Below are 20,307 nucleotides of genomic sequence, written 5' to 3'. Positions count from 1 at the left end.
ACAATAGCGGTATTCAGAACTAATCTAACCAGAGTGACAGGATAAACACTGTAAAAGAGCTCCCCTGCTCCGCCACGTCAGTGCGCGGGCCACTGCTGGCTTTTTGAGGGCGTTAATATGGCGATTCTGGTTACGGGCGGTGCAGGCTATATTGGTTCACATACGGTACTGGCATTACTCGAGCGGGGAGAAGAGGTCGTTGTCATTGATAACCTTTCAAATGCCTCGCAGGAGTCATTAATCCGGGTCGCAGAATTAACGGGCAAACGGCCAATAGTCTGTATTGCTGACATTCTGGATCGCGACTCTTTAAAAAGCCTTTTCACTCAACACAGCATCACCGACGTCATTCACTTCGCTGGCCTTAAATCGGTATCTGAATCTATTGCACATCCTCTCGCCTATTATGAAAATAATGTGGCCGGGACGATGGTGCTTCTACAGGAAATGCAGCAGGCGGGTGTCGCCAGCCTTATTTTCAGCTCCTCGGCCACGGTTTATGGCAATCCCGATACCGTTCCCTTAAGCGAAAAGTCCCCTACCGGCGGTACAACTAATCCATACGGCACTTCCAAGCTGATGGTGGAGCAGATTTTGCGAGATTTCGCGGCGGCGCAACCGCAATTCAGGATCACTTGCCTGCGCTATTTTAATCCGGTGGGGGCGCATCCTTCCGGACGCCTGGGAGAAGATCCAAACGGGATCCCCAATAATCTTGTACCCTATATTTCTCAGGTCGCTATCGGCAAGCTGGCGTGTCTGACCGTCTTTGGCGATGACTATCCCACGCCTGATGGAACGGGCATCCGTGATTATATTCATGTGATGGACCTGGCCCACGGCCACCTGGCGGCGTTGGATCATAAAGACGAAGGGGACGCTTTCAAGGTCATCAACCTCGGTACCGGCGTCGGTTATTCGGTGATTGACCTGATCAAAGCATTCGAAAAAGCGGCGCAGACCAGAATCAATTACCGCATCGTTGGCAGGCGATCCGGCGATGTGGCAGAGTGCTGGTCAGATTCATCGCTGGCGCGCCAGCTTCTCGGATGGCAGGCGACGCGCAATTTAGATGAGATGATGCGCGACGCCTGGAACTGGCAGAAGAACAACCCCGACGGCTATAACGCCTGACTACCGGCAGGGTAAACAGGGGCCATATGGCTCCTGTTAATTACTGATATTTCAGGTTGAGCCACCAGTCCCAGATCCCGACGTGAAAGTGCTGGAACAGGTCTATCCCCAGGGCTGATTTGATCATATAGAGCGTCAGCAGCACGCAACACAGCAGGAACAGCGTGGCAAACAGAATGAGAAAAGTGACCACGATACGCGACAGCTTTGACTCCGGGCGCGACCGCGTGCGGAGATCCCGCCCCAGTAAAAACACCATATAGAGGCGTTTGCCGAAGAAAGGGAAACTTTTACGGATATCGATCCGGTGCCGCGACGCCAGGGTGATCGAGACGATCGCGCTCTCGATCTCCTCTTTTTGCTCAGGCGTCAGCTGAGCGGTCACGTTCTTATCAAGCACTTCGTAAAAACGATCGATAACGATCGGGTTTCTGGGCTTACTGGTCAATTTTAACCTATTGATTTGTCTAATTTGTGGTAAATGGAGACGGTTTTCCTGGCGATTTCATCCCAGTTGTAACGCTTCAGAAAATCGCCGTAATCAACGCGGGGCAAATGCGCCTGGCTTGCCATTTTTGCTGCTAAATCAGCAACGTTTCCCAGCTTAAAACTGGTCTCATCCGGCAAACCGACCTCAAGGTTCGGCAGGATATCGCTCACCACCACTGGCAGGGAATAGGACATCGCCTCAAGTAGCGCAATGGGTAAACCCTCATGGTACGATGGCATCACAAAGAGCGACGCCTGAGAGAAGACAACCTGCAACGCCTCGCCCTTTAAAAACCCCGTCATCACCACGCCAGGCGTGTCAAACGCGAGCTGTTTCAAACGCAAACTGTATTCCGAGGGATGATCCGCATCTCCCACCAGCACCAGCGGCAGCGTCAGGCCTGACTGTTGGTATGCGGCGATGGCATCATGCATCCCCTTCTCTTCCACAAAGCGCCCGACCATCACGATATAGCGCTCGGGCTGCAGCTCGTAGCGCCCGAGGATCTTATCGATCGTCTCTTTATCCAGCGGGCCCGGCACGTTAACCCCGTTATAGATCAGATGTGCATCATAACGGTGGTATTTCTGCTGGATCAGCTGGTTGATCACCTCGGAGATCACAATCACTTCGTGGGCATACTTCACCGCCACTTTCTCGCCGAGCATCAGGATTTTTTTCGCCATCTTGCCCCACTTCTGGCGATCGTAATCCGGCCCGTGATGGGTAAAGACCACGCGTTTACCCAGCAGGCGTAACAGCGGCACCACGAGACCCGGCCCGATGGCGTGAACATGAACAATATCGGATCGATCGACGAATGTCCTCAACGCAGCAATAACAGAGTGCACAATGGCCTCAAAACTGCGTTTTTTGGGCGCCCACAGCGCCAGGGTCTCCACGTTTTTGTAGCGTGAGCGCCGGTAGGGTACGTAGGGTGACCGGGCAATGACGCAAATCTCCACCTCATACTGCTGGCGGATAGCCGGGTAGAGATTCTGACAATGGGTTTCGACGCCGCCTAAGACATCCGGGATGCCGCGGGTACCCAACACCGTGATTTTTTTTGCCATGTTATCGCCCGTCGAGCAGCTCGCGGTAGAGCGCCTGCAACGTCTCCATGTGCTTACGCAGTGAGTATTTCTGGCAAAGTCTTTCGCGGCCTTTCTGCCCCATCTCCCGGGCCTGCTGCGGGTTTTCCGCGATCTCGTCCAGCGCATCGGCCAGATCCTGAGCGTTGCCAGGTTCAAACAGCAATCCTTCAATACCGTGTCGTATCTGCTCCGGGATGCCGCCAATTCGGGCCCCCACCACCGGGCGGGCGAACGACATCGCCTCCAGTACCGCCATGGAGCAGTTCTCATAACATTCAGAAGGCAGCACCACCGCCCGGGCATGTTTAATCAGCGCATCCAGCTCCGGCCCTTGCTGCACATAGCCGAGGAACTCCGCATGGGGGAAGGTTTTTACCATGTCGTCATACAGCGGCCCGTGGCCGACCACCTTTAACGGCATTTTATTCCGCATAAGCTGATGCGCCTGGGTCAGCGTCGGCACCCCTTTTTCACGGCTCAGGCGGCCAACGTAGAGCAGATAGCCTTCGTCCGGGCCCTCTTCCGGCTGCTGACTATCGTCAATACCGTTCACGATAACATCGATACGGGAGTCCGGCAGCGAGCGCCTCAGCTCGTTACGCAGAAATTCGCTCGGGGAGACAATCACATCCAGCGCCTGATAATTTTGCGCGAAGTACTGCCAGGTCGCTTCTAAGGACAGCAGCAAACTCTTCGCCGCCGAGCCCTCCTGGCAGCGATAGCGAAACGCATTAAACACGCTGCCCGTCACGCAGGCATCACACACCTTGCCGTCACGCAGCATAGAGTAGGAGGGACACATAATTTTATAGTCGTGAGCGGTTAGCACCGTCTTACAGCCGAAATCCCGGGCGACTTTAATCAGCGCAGGCGTCAACTGATGATAAATATTGTGGAAATGGACGATCTCCGGGCGCGTCTGTTGCAGCAGCGCCACCATTTTTTTGCACGCCTCCCGGTTGTGAATAAAGCTGATGGCGGTTTTTGCCCCCGCCAGCAGGCCGCCCTCTTTGTGGTAATCCACATTAGTGACGAAGTAGTCCGCATAGTCAGAGGGAAAATTTTTCTCGTGCTGCATTGAGAAATCAATTACCTCCACCCCGGCCTCTTTCAGCATGTTACGTTCCTGAAAATAGACCGTTTCAGCTCCTCCTTTAATAAAGAAGAACTTATTCACCAGTAAGACTTTCATTACTCTACCTGCTCATGAATAACTTTATTGCCCGGTGGCACCCTGGGATCGCGAAGGGGGTGGAAAAGGCCTTTAACCAGCCCGGCAGAGAGCACCGCCAGATTAATCACGCTGTTGAGGCCGTTTTTTAATGAGCGGTTGCGAATGGTTTTCAGCAGGATGAAGGCCAGCAACGGCAGCAGCGCAATGTCGATCAGGCTGACGTCGAAAGTGAAGAACACAATCAGAACGATAAAGATGTAACTTGCGAAAATCACTTCGTTTTTCACCAGCATTAGCGCATCGCGAAACCAGGGCTTGCCCCATGCGCTGCGCAGCAGTTCTCCCGGCGCCTGATGAAACCCGCTTTTCCAGCGATAGCGCAGCATTTTAAAGGTCGGCATGGTGTAGGAGGTATGGCGGAAATAGGGCACGTTCAGGCGATGCAGTTTGTAGCCCGCGGTCAGCAGGCGAATGCCCAGCTCCGCCTCTTCATAGGCGTGCAGGCTGCGGTTGGTCAGATAACCGATGTCGGCAATCGCCGACAGGCGATACAGGCCGCCACCACCTAAATGGTCGCAGTCGCCCAGCGGATAGATCTTATTGATGCGCTGTTTGCGGGAGGTAAACTCATAGTTTGAGGCGTCGTCCATCTCCACCGTGCCGGCCACGCCAGCATAGCCAGGATTTTCCTGCAGAAACGCCACCGCCCGATCGATAAAGCCCGGCTCCAGCTCCATATCGCCATCCATCAGCAGAATGAACTCCCCTTCGCTGTGAAGGTAGCCCAGCTGATGCCCGACACCGCAACAGCGGTCTGCCGGTTCGGTTAACGACACCACCATCACCCCTTTATCGCTGGCCAGCTGCTGGGTGTTATCCGTAGAAAGACTGTCGGCAACGATAATTTTATGCGGATACTCAACGATCTGGCTGCGAATACTGTCGATGGTTTTCTCAATACACTCGGCTTCGTTAAACGTTTTAATACTTACGGTAATAAACGGTTTGTACATCAATAGAGCCCCGTATAACGGCGTACGGTCCGGCGGATAATCAAGCTGGAACCTAAAGATAAATAGAATAAGAATTGCAGCATTGGCACGATCATCAGTATCTGACTGTAGGGCAGACTAAGCAGACAGGCGATGGCAAAAACATTAAATGCCGGTGCAAAGCTCAGAAGCTGGAGATCTTGTTTATCAATTTGGTCAACGGATAACAGAGGTTCAGGCTGAACCACTTTCAGTATATAAACAAATAGCCCAATAAATATAAGCGTGCCCACCACGCCCACTTCCCAGAGCAGCATACTCATGGCGGTACTGTCGAGGATCAGGTTATAGACCTGATTCAGGAAACCTGGCGAGAGGAAGCTACCGCTGTTGGTGGCATTCAGCCCGTAGCCGAACAGCGTGCCCGGCAACCCCGACAGGTCGTTATGCTGGAGCCAGAACGTCAGGGTAGTAAAACGCCCGATCTCCCCGCCAGGCAAGATGAAATTCGGGTCGAAAATATAGCTGAGTGAACCAAAGAAAACCGTGAACGGGTTCTCCGACATATCGATGCCATAAGCGGCGGTATAGCTGTAGGCGAGAATGACAATGGCCAGCCCGATTAACAACACCATCGCCACCAGAATGGAGAGCAGCACGGCTAAATTCACCCGACTCGCCTCTTTGACCCAGGAGGGCATAAGCCACACCCAGACCAGCAGCAACGGCGACAGCAGGATCACGAATTTCACTTCACCAATAATGCACATCACAAACCCCAGCGCGATATGCAACGCCATGTTTTTAAAGCTGGTCAGCCCATGCTTATACTCCGAGACCTTCAGCAGCATGATCAGCAGACAGAACAGCCCCATCGCCGCGGTGTTGCCGCCACCCATCGGGTCACCACCGAACGTCCCCACCACGGAGTCCCATTTTTCCTCTTCGCCGTGTAACGCCACGCGCTGCGGCACCACAAAGAGGAGCTGGTAGAGCGCAACCGGGAACTGGATATAAAAAATCCAGTACAGGCCGCGCGTCACCTGATAGATCTGCGATTCCCGGCAGAAGCCCAGCAGAAGGCAGAGCATCACCAGCGAGAGCGCAATCTCATTCTTAAACCCGATAAGGGTAATCAGCGCCCCGCCCTGGAACAGGGTCGAAATCCCCGCCAGCACGATAAACGAGAGATACAACGTCAGAACAATCGCTTCCTGCGCATCCAGCCGCACGGGTTCATGGCGGGTTTGCAGCACGAGGAAACCGGCCATCAGCATCGTCATGAAGAAGGGGAGCCACAGCACCGCCAACTCACCGGTGAAGTACTGCACCAGCCCGATGAAGATGAGGGTCAGCAGGGTGAAGGTTTGTAAGTAATGTCCGGTATTAAGATTCATGATGCCACTGACCCGTTTTTCAGAATGTCGGCGCGCTTATTCACCTTCAGGTAGATGAAGGCGTAGCGAATGAACGTCAGAATCGAAAATAAGATGATGGAGGTCGCATAGTCATTGTAAAAATAGGGCACAACGAGGAACGCGATAACCACAATCGCCAGTTGTTCAAGCTGGATCCGCAGGAAGTAGCGGTGCGAGCCGAAAATCAGTTCAATCACCGTCAGCGGACAGACCGCCAGCGCCGGGAAGAGGTAGGGCAGCATATAGCGCGAGGTCGGCACGGAGGCGATCCACTCCTCGCTGAAGCCCAGATTCATCACAATCGGGTAGAAGATGAAGACCCCCAGCGTGCAGATCACCCCCAGCACCAACAGCAGCAGACGGACCTTCGTGTACTCTTCGTAGTTGAAGACGTTGTTTCTGAAATCTATCGACCATTTCGAGAAAATGGTGTTCCGCACCGCATTGCCGACAATCACCACCGGGGCCAGACAGAAGCGGCTCACCACCGAGAAATAGCCCGCCGTTAAGGCCGAGAACCAGAAGTTGATGAGCATAATCGGCAGGTTGTTATTAGCCATCGCCAGCACTTCGGCACTGCCCACTTTGGTAATGTGGTGGATATTTTTTTTCAGGAACGCCAGGTTACTGGAGGGCCACAGGTGATGCAGGGTGACGGTGCGAATATCAAACGCCCGCAGAATGCAGGCGCTGGTCAGCGCCATCATCAGGATCGCCCACATCCAGTAAAACGCCATCACCTGGTGGGTGAGCAGCACGGAGACCACCACCACCACCGAGACGGAGATGCGTTGCACCACCAGAAAGCGAAAGTTTGCCGTACGCAGCGACAGGTTCTCGGCGACCAGCACCCAGGTATTCGAGAGCGTGAGCAGGTAAAGAAAGAGCATATTCTGGTGAAACAGCCAGCCCGTCAGCACCGCATAAGGAATGGCGATGGTCAGGCTTTGCAGGAGACAAAACACCACATTCTGGGCCAGCTCGTCATCCTGTTGTCTGGGGATCAACAGCTGCGAGGCAAAGGTGCAGACCTGCGCCCCAATCAGGGCAATACTGTAGTTGAGCGCGTAGAGCCCCACTTCGCCAAGATCGTACTTATGCGAAATGAGCCAGATCGACAGGGCACCAATCAGCTGTGAAATAACTGATGACCCTGCGATCGTGGAGGCGCTCTTGAGAAGACTCATGCCCGGCCTGTGTTATTCATCAGTTCATGCGTATGGTAGTTAAGTGAACGCAGTCCCTCTTTACTCTCCAGATTTTTATCCACGACCTGGTTCAGCACGCCGCCGATAATCACATTGTGGTGGTGGGTCGCTTTCTCAATCGCCGGTCCAGTGGTGTCGGCAGTGTTCAGACCCGCTTTGAGGACAAAGATCAGGCCGTCCGTTACCTGGTTAACCAGTTGCACTTCCTGGCTCTGATTCACTGCGGCGACATCGACAATGATGCGCTGGTAGCGGCTACGCAGCGAATCAATCAGCGGTTTTAACCGTTCAGGCGACAGCAGCAGCAGCGCCGAGACCGGCGTATTGCCGCGCGGCAGGAAATCGAGATTATCGTTTATTTTCACCAGCACGTTGTCGGTCGCGTTGTCGCCGCGCAGTACTTCTGCCACGCCAGGCGCCTTCGGTGAGCCCAGCTCGCCCGACAGCCCGTCGCTGTTAAAGAAGTCCATATCGATTAGCAGCGTTTTCTGGTCGAAGCTGAAGGAGCTCGCCAGCAGATTCGCCAGCAGCGTCCGTCCCTCTCCACCCTCCGCCGACGTCACGGTAATCACCTGCAGCGGATGGCTGCTGAGCATGATCTGAGTGCGCATACTGTGAATAACGTCCGCGTTCAGCGGATCGCTCATCATCAGATCGCGGATTTTGCTGCGTCCTCCTACCCCCTTGAAGCGGCGGATCTCACCCAGCGGCATCAGATTCAGCCGTTTTTGCATCTGGCTCAGGCTGTTCACCGACTTGTCCGTGGCCGTTTTCACCATGATGTACATCACGTAGAAGAGCATCACCAGCAGCACAATCATCAGCATCAGCAGCGGCTTGTTCGGTTTAGCCGGCTGCGCTGCGGGCACGGCAGGATCGTAGATCTCCGCATCCGCATCGGAATAAGAGCCGGGTAGTGCCAGCTCCTGCGTGCGCTGATAGGCCATCTTGTACATCTCTTCCGTTTTATCCAGCGCCAGCTTGAGATCGTTGTAGCCGTCACGCTTCAGGGAGAGCTTCTGGAAGTTCGCTTTCTGCTCTTCCAGCTGCTTCTGGTAATTTTTTTCGTCCGCCAGCGCCGCCTCGTAGGTCTGGCGTATTCCTGCCTCCTGCTCCCTGAGCGTCATCGCCGTTTGCGCCTGAATGGCACTGATACGCGCCCGGGCCTGGATCACTTTGTCATGCTGGGGACCGTAGGATTTCTCCAGTTGGGAAAGCTCGCTGTTGGCCTGGATCAGGGCAATGCGTAGATCCTGGATCTGGGCGTGATTTGAGATAGATGGCAGTGAAATGACCTGCCCCCGCGAGCCACCGGAGCGGATTTCGTTATAAACAGACTCCGCCGCTACCCGGCGCTCGGTCGCGTTTGCCAGGCGGTTGGTGATAATGCCCATCTGCTCCGTTTCAAAGCCATCAACGCCACGGAAGGTTAGCAGCCCCTCTTTTGCCAGATAGCTATCCAGCGCACTCTTTTGCTGCACCATTTGCTGCTGGAGTTCCTGCAGCTTCTGCTGGTTATCTTCTCTCGCCTTCGCTGTTTTTTGCTGCTTGAGCGCAAGGGTGTAATTAATAAACGACTCCGCCACGCCATTGGCGATATCCGCCGCCAGCTGTGGCGAGGTGGATTCATAGGAGACGGTAGACAAATGGGTCGTACGCACGTTGCTGATCGTCAGATCCTTCTGCAGCGTTTTCAGGGCATGATCAACCCGCTGCTGTTCATTTGCAGGCGTTGCGCTACTGCCAGACCCCTCACCGTTAAACGCCGGGTTTTGATCGAGTTTTAGCGTGCGAATGGCTTGCTCAAGCACCACGCGCGATTGCATCAGCGCGTTTTGCGTTTCGTAGTACCCGTTACGGGTGGAGTCATAGCCTTCCACTTTCTGGAAAGGTGAAACATTGTCCGGCTGAGCTTTAATCAGTACCGTGGCAGTGGAAACATACTTCGATGACATCAAACTCATTAATGGCCAGGCAATCGCCCCGGCAATCACGCCGGAGAGAACGATTTTCCAGGAGTTCTTTTTAATTTCTCTGGCAAATCTGGCGATATCGATAGCGCTTTCTCGCTTTTTGCCATTTTCCACTATTGATAGTTTCATGGTCAGAAGAACCCTATGCCAATAATTACGAGATCGCCCGGGAGAACGGAGTGGGTAACATCAACATTTTCGAGTAACTCACCGGAGGATGATTGACGAATGCTGAGATCCGTACGGTCTGCCCGGTCGGTATAACCCCCCGCCAGCGCGATGGCTTTTTCCACGGTCATACCCGGCTCATAGGAATAGCCATTGGGGTTCTCAACTTCACCAGAGATATAGAACTTACGGAATTCGGCGATATTTACGGTCACCATGGGATTAAGCACAAAGCCATTACGCAGGCGTTGCGTAATCTCTGCATCGACCTGGCTTGCGGTTTTGCCCTTTAATTCCAGCTTGCCAATATAGGGGTAATTAATAGCCCCACTATTATCAAGTACTACTTTCATGGTCAGGTCAGGTTGACCGGCAACGTTAATGTTGACGATATCCCCTGAGCCCAGTAAATAATTTGCTGTATCGACCACACTATTGTCCTTTAACGTCGGCTGCGGTGATTTGCAGCCAGCAAAAAGGACACTGAGAAGTAAAAACGCGCACAGTTTCATTATTTTCATTTTAAATCTGAACCTTAGCTGTAAGCATAATCAAAGATTGATCGTAGCCCAACGTTTCAGTCACCACGCGATCGTCGTTAGGGCCGATGGTAAAGGTATCGGTATCTTTATTAGACTTAAGCGTATCTAGATGATATTCCACACCAAAATTAATCGATGGTGTGAGGTCATAACCTACAATAAATGAAAACACGCCATTCTTATCGTGACGGTCCTTGTCCTGATGTTTGTAGTCTTCTGTAATGTATGCGTAATCAAGCAACGTCGTTAACCGGTTATTCATCCAAAAATGTTTGTATGAAACGCCGTACTCCGTGACTAAATTATATCCTCCCGCTTCGGAAGGGTCTTTAATACTTTGGGATGTTCTTAACGTAAAAAGTGACTGTTGGAGAGGTCGCCATTCACCCAGAATATCCCAGTTAATCCCGTTAAAATCCTTCGATCCAGGGTTATTTTCAAAGGTTTTATAAAGCCACGACACGTTCATATCAACGTTCGTTTTGCCCGTCAGCTGCGACTGAATGCCATAACGCAAATAGTATTCATTACTGTCTTTTTCTGACGCATGGCCATAGCGAAACTGGTTGGTAATAAAACTATAGCGAAAACGCGTCTTAGATGTGTATTGATCGAAAATTTCTGCAATCAGCGTATTTTCGTCCCACTCCTGTTCGCGGATATACTGTGCGAAATCCTCATCCTTGCTCTCAACCTGGCCGGTATTGCCGAAGGTCCACTTGCGATGCATCAACGCCAGGTCTGCCCTTCCACGGCCATCTGGCGCACCGTAACTATAGCGCAGCTCACTGTTGAACAAATTGGTGGTTAACGGTGACCTCACGCCAAATTGCCGGAACTGTTCGGGCAGGAAGCCTTCCGTCACGCCGCGCCCGCGCTCCTCATGGCCAAGAGAATCTTCCAGATTCAGGGTCAGGCCATGCATTAGCCCAAAACGCCAGTCGCCTTTAAAGCGAAAAAAGTGATCGTCATAATCATCCGTAGAATCGCTCGAGTAGTGGCGATAATCTCCGGAGTACATCAGCAGGTACTTATCCTGGCCCCGCTCCCCGTTCATGCTCAGGACCGGCTTGAGCCCCTGGAAGTCGGAGCCTTTTTCGTCGCTGTCGTGAGGCTGGAAAGTCACGTTATCGTTATGCCCATAATCCACAGCGGCGTTGCTCTGAAAGTCGATGCCCGCCCAGCCGATGTGTGATTTTGGCGTTAATTCTGCTAACGCGACCGGAGACGCTATCATCCCAGCGATAATAATTATTTTAGTATGCATTCTTACCGACAAATCCCTTAAAAATGGTTTTAATGATGATTTTTATATCTAACCAAAAGGACCAGTTCTGAATATATTCAATGTCGTACTGGACTCGCTTTTCCATTTTATATAGCGCATCAATTTCGCCACGATAGCCATTAATTTGCGCTAAACCTGTGATCCCAGGCTTTACTTTATGGCGAATCATGTAGTTTTCGACCTGCTTACGGTAAAGCTCGTTGTGCGCCACAGCATGAGGCCGCGGGCCGACAATCGACATATTTCCTTGAATAACATTGATGAACTGCGGCAGTTCATCCAGAGACGTCCGACGTAAGAATGCTCCAAAGCGCGTGACCCGGGGGTCATCTCGTGTCGCCTGTATCACCGTGTCGGTATTTTCCATGACTTTCATGGTCCGAAACTTCCAGACTTTGATCTTCTGCCCGCTCAGACCATAACGATCCTGTTTAAAGAAAACCGGGCCGCGCGAGGTGAGCTTGATGCCGATGGCAATGACGATCATTAACGAGATAATCATTACCATAATCGCGCTGCCCAGCACCAGATCTTCTGCGCGTTTAATAAACGAACCTCCGCCATCCAGCGGCGAAGTGAAAATACCGATCGTTTGTAAGTTATGGATAGAGCGTATCTGCGATGTATTGGTACTGTAAGCGTAAAAGTCTGGCACGATGTAGGTATTGACAGTGGTATCAGACATCATGGCTAAAAAATGGCGTATACGCTGCAGCGCCACCATCGGCAGGGCGATGTAGATTTCATCCACTCTGCCCGCCTTCGCCTCCTCTACCAGCTTGATCACCGGCCCGTTATAAGGACTGGTAATTCTTTTCGCCAGTTCACCCAGCCGCTCCGGACCACGTTCATCATAGAAGGCCAGCTCCAGCTGCACGTCCGCATATTCCAGCCGCAGGGCCTTTTCCGCCGCCAGGCCGTTATCGGTGATACCGATAATCGCCACTCTAATACGTTTTTTAGTCGAGAGCTTAAAGATAATCAGCCGGCTCACGTAAAGAAAAGGGATCGGCGAGGCATACCAGAGCGGCATTGCCGGGATATTGCGCACATCAATAAAGCTCAGATAACCTAAAGAATATAATTTCGCGACTAAAAGGCGCACCATGCCGATAAACAGGATGGCCAGAAACGCCGTCAGAAGAAGACGCCGCTGGTTGCGTAATTTGTTGTTTTTAGGCCGATACAGATAACACTCTGTGTACTCACCAAACAGTAAAAACGAGATGGAGTACAACAAGCTGATCAAAATCACAGTGTCGAAAGACTCCATTTTCAACCACCAACCACTCAGCATCAAAATTAAATTAATTGAGAAGAAATCAATTAATTTAATGAATACTGAGTAACCTCCATGGATGATCTTCTGCGAATTTCTCAGCATGTCCTGACCTACTTATAATTAAGCATCGGTATTATTTTTTTGTGCTAATTGCACTAGTAAGCGTAATAAAAATAATAAAATGCTGTTTCGCGCAAGGATACGTTACCGAAAAGATTCAGCATCTCAGGGTCTGTCTGCATTCACAACTACATTGGTGTTGAACCCGGCATACACTTCTCTCATAGCGCTCAAAGCGTCGATTTTTTAGAGGCATCTGCTTGTATACAGCGTAAGCACTATTCAATCAAAGCGCCAATAAACTTTAGTCGTATTCCTTTTCGGTATGAAAAAAAACGATTACGCAGGCAAAATCAGGAAAACCATAGAAAATATGATCTACCTTATATGCTGTGACGTTATGGTGACAAAAGACGCAAAACCCGGCCGAAGCCGGGTTTTGTTATTTACTCATTGATGCGGGGATGTTGATCGACCAGTCGGGAACGCTTCGCCTGCAGTTGCGCAATTTCAGCATCGATATCTTCTATCTTCTGCTCAATGTTGTCGTGGTGCTCACGCAGGATCTCTTTCGCTTCCTGAAGGTCAGACGCAGCAGGCGTCGCCCCTTTCAGCGGCAGGTTCGCCGTCTCTTTCATATAAATGCCGGTTACCAGACCGATGACCGCAATCACCATCAGGTAGTACGCTGGCATCATCAGGTTCTGGGTACTCTCCACCAGCGACGCCGCCAGCGTAGGGGTCAGACCGGCGATCAGCACCGAGATATTAAACGCCGCCGCCAGTGCGCTGTAACGAATGTGCGTCGGGAACATCGCCGGCAGGGTGGAGGCCATCACGCCGATAAAGCAGTTAAGGATCACCGCCAGCATCAGCAGGCCGGCAAAAATCAGCCCGATCACATTGCTGTTAATCATAATGAAGGCAGGGATAGCCAGCGCGAACAGCGCGACACTGCCAAAAATAATGAAGGGGCGACGGCCAAAGCGGTCGCTCAGCAGACCCATGATCGGCTGGACAAACAGCATGCCCACCATAATGGCGATGATAATCAACACGCCGTGATCTTCCGAGTAGTGCAGGTTATGCGACAGATAGCTCGGCATATAGGTCAGCAGCATGTAATAGGTCACGTTGGTGGAGATCACCATACCGATACAGGTCAGCAGGCTGCGCCAGTGTTTGGTGGCAATTTCTCTGAACGAGACTTTCGGTCCATCCTGCAGCCCTTCGCGATCGCCCTGCTCCAGCTTATCAACATGCTGCTGGAACGCCGGGGTCTCTTCTAAGGCGTGACGCAAGTAGAGGCCGATAATGCCCAACGGCAACGCCAGGAAGAACGGAATACGCCAGCCCCAGGAGAGGAAGTTCTCTTCGCCCACCACGGTGGAGAGCAGCACCACTACGCCCGCGCCCAGCACGAACCCGGCAATGGAGCCAAAGTCGAGCCAACTGCCCATGAAGCCGCGCTTACGGTCCGGGGAGTATTCGGCGACGAAGATCGACGCCCCAGTATATTCACCCCCGACCGAGAAGCCCTGTGCCATCTTACAGAGCAGCAGCAGGATCGGCGCCCAGATGCCAATACTGGCGTACGACGGGATCAGACCAATACAGAAGGTGCTGACCGACATAATCACAATCGTGATGGCGAGGATTTTCTGACGGCCATACTTGTCCCCCAGCATCCCGAAGAACAGGCCACCCAGCGGTCGGATAAGGAAAGGAACAGAGAAGGTCCCGAGGGCGGCAATCATCTGCACGCTGGGATCGGCATCGGGGAAGAAGACTTTACCTAGCGCATAGGCCACGAAGCCATACACACCAAAATCGAACCATTCCATCGCATTACCGAGCGAGGCGGCGGTGATCGCTTTACGCAGTTTGCCGTCGTCAATAATGGTGACGTCGCGCAGGGTGATCGGTTTAACTTTTTTCCTTTTAAGCATTGCTATCCTCATAGACTAAGCCCAGTCCTCACCACAGCGCTGAAAAATGCGCTCTATGGAACCCGGGAAGCGCTTCATGCGCATTCTCGTCTCTCAAGCGTAGCAGGTTTACTTACACTGACCTTTCGGACCGGTACAACCGAACCTGTTGACGCCTGTCTGGGCTGTGAATGACAGCCTTTACCCTACCAGCGTTTATATGTGTGATCAACTTCACATATTTTTTTATGGTTATCACCAGAAGTGTCAAAACTGTAAATACATGCCCATCAGTTGTTTCTTATGTCTGGTTCTGTAAATACCCTTTCGAACGTTATTATTTGCTGTGAAATTAAAAAAGAACGACATTATTTTACAATGCATTTACAGCGGTTTTAATAATCAAGAGGCAAATATCGTGTTTCCTTAAAATATGTGACGAAGATAACTAAAACACTGTTTTATTTTTATTGAATCACAATTCCAACGATCGCATCATAAGCCCGTTACAACGAGTCTGGTGGCCTTTGAGTGAAGGCTTAAAAAAACCAAACTGGTTATATCTGCTGTATGAATGACGAATCCGCTGACGCCACCAGGTCACAATTCGTTGAATTCATTAGATTATTAAATATCACTTGTCCGCTGGCGATGCGCGATGAGATGTGAGGGTTGATGATGAAGATTAAAGCCGCGATAGAACGCATCCCCGGAGGGATGATGCTGGTTCCGCTGGTTCTGGGTGCAATTTTAAATACCTTAGCGCCTAATACTGGAGCCTATTTTGGTGGATTCACCAAAGGCATGATTACCGGCACAGTACCGATCCTTGCGGTCTGGTTCTTCTGTATTGGCGCTTCCATAAATTTACGTGCAACGGGTACGGTATTACGTAAATCCGGTACGCTGGTAATTACCAAAATTGCCGTGGCGTGGATTGTGGCGATGGTTTGTGCCATGTTTATTCCGGAAAACGGTATTCAGACCGGCTTCTTCGCAGGCCTCTCGGTGCTGGCCATTGTTTCTGCAATGGACATGACCAACGGTGGCCTGTATGCCAGCCTGATGAACCAGTACGGCACCAAAGAGGAGTCCGGCGCGTTCGTGCTGATGTCTCTGGAATCTGGCCCGCTGATGACCATGCTGATCCTCGGCTCCGCCGGTCTGGCCTCCTTTGAACCGCACCACTTTGTCGGCGCCGTCCTGCCGTTCCTGATCGGTTTTGCCCTCGGCAACCTGGACCACGATCTGCGCGACTTCTTCAGCAAAGCGACCCCGGTTCTGATCCCGTTCTTCGGCTTCGCGCTGGGTAACACCATCAACCTGAACGTTATCCTCGATACGGGTCTGCTGGGTATCGTGCTGGGTGTGGCGGTTATCGTTATCACCGGTATCCCACTGATTATTGCCGACCGCGTTATCGGCGGCGGGAATGGTACTGCGGGTGTCGCCGCCTCTTCCGCAGCAGGCGCTGCGGTGGCAAACCCGGTGATTATCGCCCAGATTAACCCGGCGTTCGAACCGGTTGCCGCCTCCGCTACCGCGCTGGTTGCTGCAAGCGTCATCGTCACCGCGATTCTGGTGCCGATTATTACCGCGCTGTACGCCAAACGCTTTGGCAACGTCCCAACCACGACCGAAGAACAGCGCCCGGTTGAATCACTGCACCACTGAGATATAAGCCCTCGCCCGGACTATTCTCTCCCTTGAGAGAGGGTTAGGGTGAGGGGGAACATGCAACTCCGTTGTTGGTTCCGTTCACCTTACGTTCTTTGCCTCTCTGTCACACCTGAACCGGTGAACGTGCCAGGGGGGCTCGCCGCCTCCCCCCTGGCTACCCCGGCTCCCGGCAAAGAAAATCGCCGCTTCGCGGTTCCTTCGGCTTATTCCCTTCGGCTATCGGGTCGGGCGTGATCCTACATCCATGTAGGTCACGCCCTCTCGGCGCATCCCTGCGCCTCGCCCCGGCCTACGGTCAACGCCTCAGCGATTTTCAGCCGGACCAGGGAGTCGCTGTAAGTCTTTTATTACTCTCTAATTATTTCATTGCGTTAAGCATAAGAAAATGACTGAGGGTTCCTCAGCCCCTCACGGGAGAGGGAATCCCCTACTCCCCAAAAACCTCCTCCACCATCGCTTTCGCCAGCCTCGCCGCCGAACACAATCTCGGCATCCCCAGCGCCACATTCTGCCAGCTTTGCGTCACCGACCAGCACACCGGATGCCTCTCCACATCACACCAGTCACCCAGCCAGCCCAGCATATCTTTATGGTCGATAATCCCCGGCGTACTGGGCGTGGTGAGCCACTGGTGATAAAAATGGCGGGTATTAGGTGCAGCGTTGATCCCCTGCGCCAGATAGTTAGCCACCATGCTGCACAGGTTATCTTTCAACATGGCGCTGACGTCCGCATTCGCCAGCCGACAGGCATCACCGAACGCCCCCCAGCGCAGCTCCTCCAGCGCCACATAACCGCGACCGGCCAGCGACCAGCCGTCGTAGTGCCCGGCGCGCCAGCGGGTAAAAATCTGCTCGCTGTGAACGCCTGCCTGCACCGTTAATCCGCGCTGGGTTAACGCCTTCTCTTTGAACTGCGCACGTTGCTGAAAATGGGCGGAGAGGGTTTCGTATTGATGCACCACGCCAATCGGCGGCTGATTACGCAGGCTGGCCTGCTGGCGCAGCGTGGAGAGAATGTGCGTCATCCGGGTCAGCGCCAGATGGCCGGGGTCGAACATGCCCGCCAGCTTCTCTGCCAGCCCGAGTCGCAGCACAGCATTTTCGCTGAACATTCCCCCCATGGCCCACTGACGAAGATGAGACTGCGCCATGATCTCCTGGGTTAAACGTTCACGAAAGTGCTGCTGTTGCGACACCACAGAGGTGTGACGCTGCGCGTCAGCCCCCTGCACCAGGTCGACCATAAATTTAGGATGGATACATTCCAGCGTCCGTCCGGGACCGTCCAGTAGTTGTTTTGTCATGGTTGCTCTGCCGCGAATAACGTTTGAATATCATCGCGTAACAGTCGGGTATCTTCCTGAATCCACGTCGCAGTCGTAATGCATTGCTGCAACAGCTGGCTGAGCGCCCGTGTGGCATGCTCATTTTGCTGACGCACTGCGAGGCTATCACGCAAGCTTTCCTGTAACCCTGCAAGGCATAACGAGAATTCCGCAAAGAATGTCGCCATACCCGCTGTAACAGAGACATCGACCTGCGCAGCCAAAGCTTTACGAATTTGTTCACAAAAGTGATCTATATGCTGTTTAAATTTTTCATGAAGCTCTGACACGTTAATAACATAGCGCGTCCGCGTCATTACATAATCTTCCCAGCCCCAGCCCGGATTATTCAACCAGCGGGAGACCGTGTCGCGCAGCGCACTGCTGGTTCCCTGCCCCTGGCCAGCCGGCAGGCTCTCCTGAGCGATAGCATCGCTGAACAGCCCCCGGGTATTGAAGTTAAGCTGGTTTGCCTGAAACGCCGGGAAGCTGATCCGCGCGCGGAATCCGGCATGGCTTAGCTCCTCTTTAATCCGCGTTTCAATGGGCCGCATGGCGTCGTTCAGGGAGCGGGCCAGCGTGGTTTCCAGCTGGTCAAACCGCAGCGACAGCTCGCGACCGATTTTTGCCTGTGCATCCAGCAGGATCATTTCACAGGAGGAGCGGATTTTGCTCAGCAGGATTTGCGCCTGACCTTCATCGTCCAGCACCAGTTGTCCCGGGGTAGCTAACGCCTCGGCATGGAGCGTGTGCGGCTTAAACCCGGCCAGATCGAGCAAATTATCCGGGTTGAAGATGTGCGCGACCGCATGTTTGATATCGTTCTGCTGCGTGCTGATAAACAGGTCGGTCGCCGCCAGCGCCTGTCCGACTTCATGCCGCACCTCATTGCTTACCGACGCCTGGCGGGACTGCAACAGCGCCATATCCTCTTCCAGGCGGGCGATATTCAGCTCCAGCTCGTCGAAGGCGACCGTCAGCCCCTGATAGCGGAAATCGAGATACTCCCGGGCGTTCTGGGCATAGTTCAACAGCTTATGCGACGCCGAGCGTAACGCATACAGCGAGGCATTGGCGTAGGCAGCATAAATCAGCTTACGGATCGGCTGCTCAAAGAGGGAATCCTCCCACAGCAGATCGGCGGAGTGGCGAACGTGCTCAATATCGTCCAGATCGGCAGTCCGCCAGCGGCGGCCCAGCGCAGCTTCGGCAAAATCCTGCACCCAGCGCTGCTCCTGGTGATCCGGCAGCTTGCCGTGCTGATTCAGTTCATGACGCGCCCGATTCGCCAGGTATCCCCACATCGAGGAGACCGGGAAGATCTGCCCCGGAGAGATATGGCCTTTCATCAGGGTGCCGGAGATCATCGCCCGCACCTGCTCTTCATCATCGCTGTTGCGGTCTTTCTGATCGAATTTGTTGACCAGCGCGTAGAGCGGTACCGATTTGCTGACGGCAGAAATAGCCAGCCGCACTTCGGCGTCCGAAATCGACTTCAGTTGCGTATAGTCCATTACCGCCAGCACCGCCGAAGCGCGGGCGAGCTGCTCAGTAAGCATTTTTTGCAGATGCGGTTGCCCGGCCTCATTCGGCCCGGGGGTATCCAGCAGGGTTAATTGCCCCAAATGACCATCCAGCCCGGCCAGATGGACAAACTCCACCTCAATAACCGGGATATTCTCAATCGCTGCATAGGCGGAGAAGGGAAAATCTGTTCCAAGCGCCTGAGAAAGTCGCACTAAATCATTCAGGTTTTTTAAACAATTAAATATCGGCTGCGCGCCTAAATAATGTTTTTCAAACGCTTCGCCGGTTTCAATGCGCCCCAGCAACGCATTCATATCTTTATCAATTTCAAGTTGCTGGGCCAGCTTGCCGCGATCGTAATTGGCCAGCTTCTTTTGCATTTGTTTTATTAATGTATCGATCGGCGCCACGTGAGAAAAATGCAGCACCGGCTCCTTCTGACCAGGCGTATGACGGATCAGCGTCGGCAAGGCGGTCATGGGACGGTTGCGATTGGGCAACACCTCCGTTCCCACAATGGCGTTAATCGTCGTCGATTTACCGGCTTTCATGGTGCCCACAATCGCCAGCACCATCTCCAGACGGGTAATTTTGCGCAGTTCATTATTCAGCATGGACTGCTGCGCTTCTAAACCACGGGTACTAAAATGTAGAGGTAAAACGTTGCTGGTTTCGCCGGTAATGGCCGATGTTGCATTGTCCAGCATCGCAACAGGCATGGCGCTAAGTGACTCGAGATTCTGCAATGAGAGTTGCAGCAGTCTTTCAGCTTCCTGGCTTAACTCAAATATTGTTTGTGTATGCATAGTAAAAAGCCTTCCCTTAACACAAATTTTATATAACCGAATTATTTTAAGAATGAAGGATCGGCTTATATGATTCCGTGTAGCAAATATGTTCGACGCAAAATAATTGCCTGATGACAATCAAATATATTCTTTAAGCGCTGAAAGCAGCGGAGCGCGCTCCTTCGGTCAGGGAAACCGAAAGACTAAGAGCGTAGCTCAAATTTAATAAATTTC

General features: G+C 52.7%; 15 protein-coding genes. 2 read left to right on the top strand and 13 right to left on the bottom strand.

Annotation, left to right across the window (positions count from 1 at the left end):
• Positions 1-117 precede the first annotated feature (117 nt).
• Entirely contained in the window at positions 118-1,134 is a 1,017-nt protein-coding gene (galE, locus tag ACOKCT_RS04265) for a UDP-glucose 4-epimerase GalE (RefSeq protein WP_214421521.1), read from the top strand.
• Positions 1,135-1,174: 40 nt separating this feature from the next.
• On the opposite strand, the gene ACOKCT_RS04260 is transcribed toward galE, so the two are convergent.
• From ACOKCT_RS04260 to proP, 11 genes are all read right to left on the bottom strand, one after another.
• Positions 1,175-1,582: a hypothetical protein gene (locus tag ACOKCT_RS04260; RefSeq protein WP_103177925.1), complete on the bottom strand. Its 408-nt coding sequence runs from the start codon at positions 1,580-1,582 to the stop codon at positions 1,175-1,177.
• A gap of 2 nt (positions 1,583-1,584) precedes the next feature.
• Positions 1,585-2,697, bottom strand: coding sequence for a glycosyltransferase family 4 protein (locus ACOKCT_RS04255; protein ID WP_103177924.1), 1,113 nt, complete (start codon positions 2,695-2,697; stop codon positions 1,585-1,587).
• A gap of 1 nt (position 2,698) precedes the next feature.
• A complete protein-coding gene (locus tag ACOKCT_RS04250; protein WP_214421520.1) occupies positions 2,699-3,910 on the bottom strand; it encodes a glycosyltransferase family 4 protein in 1,212 nt (403 codons plus the stop codon).
• Complete coding sequence (locus ACOKCT_RS04245; RefSeq protein ID WP_103177922.1) at positions 3,910-4,908, bottom strand: glycosyltransferase; 999 nt, start codon at positions 4,906-4,908, stop codon at positions 3,910-3,912. Before ACOKCT_RS04245 ends, ACOKCT_RS04250 begins: the two co-directional genes overlap by 1 nt.
• A complete protein-coding gene (locus ACOKCT_RS04240; RefSeq protein WP_420193191.1) occupies positions 4,905-6,281 on the bottom strand; it encodes a capsular biosynthesis protein in 1,377 nt (458 codons plus the stop codon). The genes ACOKCT_RS04245 and ACOKCT_RS04240 overlap by 4 nt, the downstream gene beginning before the upstream one ends.
• Positions 6,278-7,489, bottom strand: coding sequence for a lipopolysaccharide biosynthesis protein (locus ACOKCT_RS04235; RefSeq protein WP_103177920.1), 1,212 nt, complete (start codon positions 7,487-7,489; stop codon positions 6,278-6,280). Before ACOKCT_RS04235 ends, ACOKCT_RS04240 begins: the two co-directional genes overlap by 4 nt.
• Positions 7,486-9,612, bottom strand: coding sequence for a GumC family protein (locus ACOKCT_RS04230; protein ID WP_159340245.1), 2,127 nt, complete (start codon positions 9,610-9,612; stop codon positions 7,486-7,488). The genes ACOKCT_RS04235 and ACOKCT_RS04230 overlap by 4 nt, the downstream gene beginning before the upstream one ends.
• 2 nt (positions 9,613-9,614) lie before the next feature.
• Positions 9,615-10,172: a polysaccharide biosynthesis/export family protein gene (locus tag ACOKCT_RS04225; protein WP_103825453.1), complete on the bottom strand. Its 558-nt coding sequence runs from the start codon at positions 10,170-10,172 to the stop codon at positions 9,615-9,617.
• A 1-nt stretch (position 10,173) separates the two neighbouring features.
• Positions 10,174-11,460 (bottom strand): outer membrane beta-barrel protein, encoded by a 1,287-nt coding sequence (locus ACOKCT_RS04220; RefSeq protein WP_263951595.1) that lies wholly within the window; start codon positions 11,458-11,460, stop codon positions 10,174-10,176.
• Positions 11,450-12,865, bottom strand: coding sequence for an undecaprenyl-phosphate glucose phosphotransferase (locus ACOKCT_RS04215; RefSeq protein WP_103177916.1), 1,416 nt, complete (start codon positions 12,863-12,865; stop codon positions 11,450-11,452). The genes ACOKCT_RS04220 and ACOKCT_RS04215 overlap by 11 nt, the downstream gene beginning before the upstream one ends.
• 404 nt (positions 12,866-13,269) lie before the next feature.
• Positions 13,270-14,772, bottom strand: coding sequence for a glycine betaine/L-proline transporter ProP (gene proP, locus ACOKCT_RS04210; RefSeq protein ID WP_103177915.1), 1,503 nt, complete (start codon positions 14,770-14,772; stop codon positions 13,270-13,272).
• A 657-nt stretch (positions 14,773-15,429) separates the two neighbouring features.
• Here proP and kdgT point away from each other — a divergent pair.
• Complete coding sequence (gene kdgT, locus ACOKCT_RS04205; RefSeq protein WP_103177914.1) at positions 15,430-16,425, top strand: 2-keto-3-deoxygluconate transporter; 996 nt, start codon at positions 15,430-15,432, stop codon at positions 16,423-16,425.
• 433 nt (positions 16,426-16,858) lie between these two features.
• Here the strand turns inward: kdgT and ACOKCT_RS04200 are convergent, their stop codons facing one another.
• On the bottom strand, positions 16,859-17,737 hold the full coding sequence (locus ACOKCT_RS04200; protein ID WP_103177913.1) for a diguanylate cyclase regulator RdcB family protein: 879 nt from the start codon (positions 17,735-17,737) through the stop codon (positions 16,859-16,861).
• A complete protein-coding gene (gene crfC, locus ACOKCT_RS04195; protein WP_156653752.1) occupies positions 17,734-20,091 on the bottom strand; it encodes a clamp-binding protein CrfC in 2,358 nt (785 codons plus the stop codon). The genes ACOKCT_RS04200 and crfC overlap by 4 nt, the downstream gene beginning before the upstream one ends.
• Positions 20,092-20,307: the final 216 nt, after the last annotated feature.

The organism is Leclercia sp. M-A074-M, from assembly GCF_965195605.1.
In the GTDB taxonomy this organism is placed as follows: Bacteria; Pseudomonadota; Gammaproteobacteria; order Enterobacterales; family Enterobacteriaceae; genus Enterobacter.
This window is presented reverse-complemented; position numbering and strand designations above follow the sequence as displayed.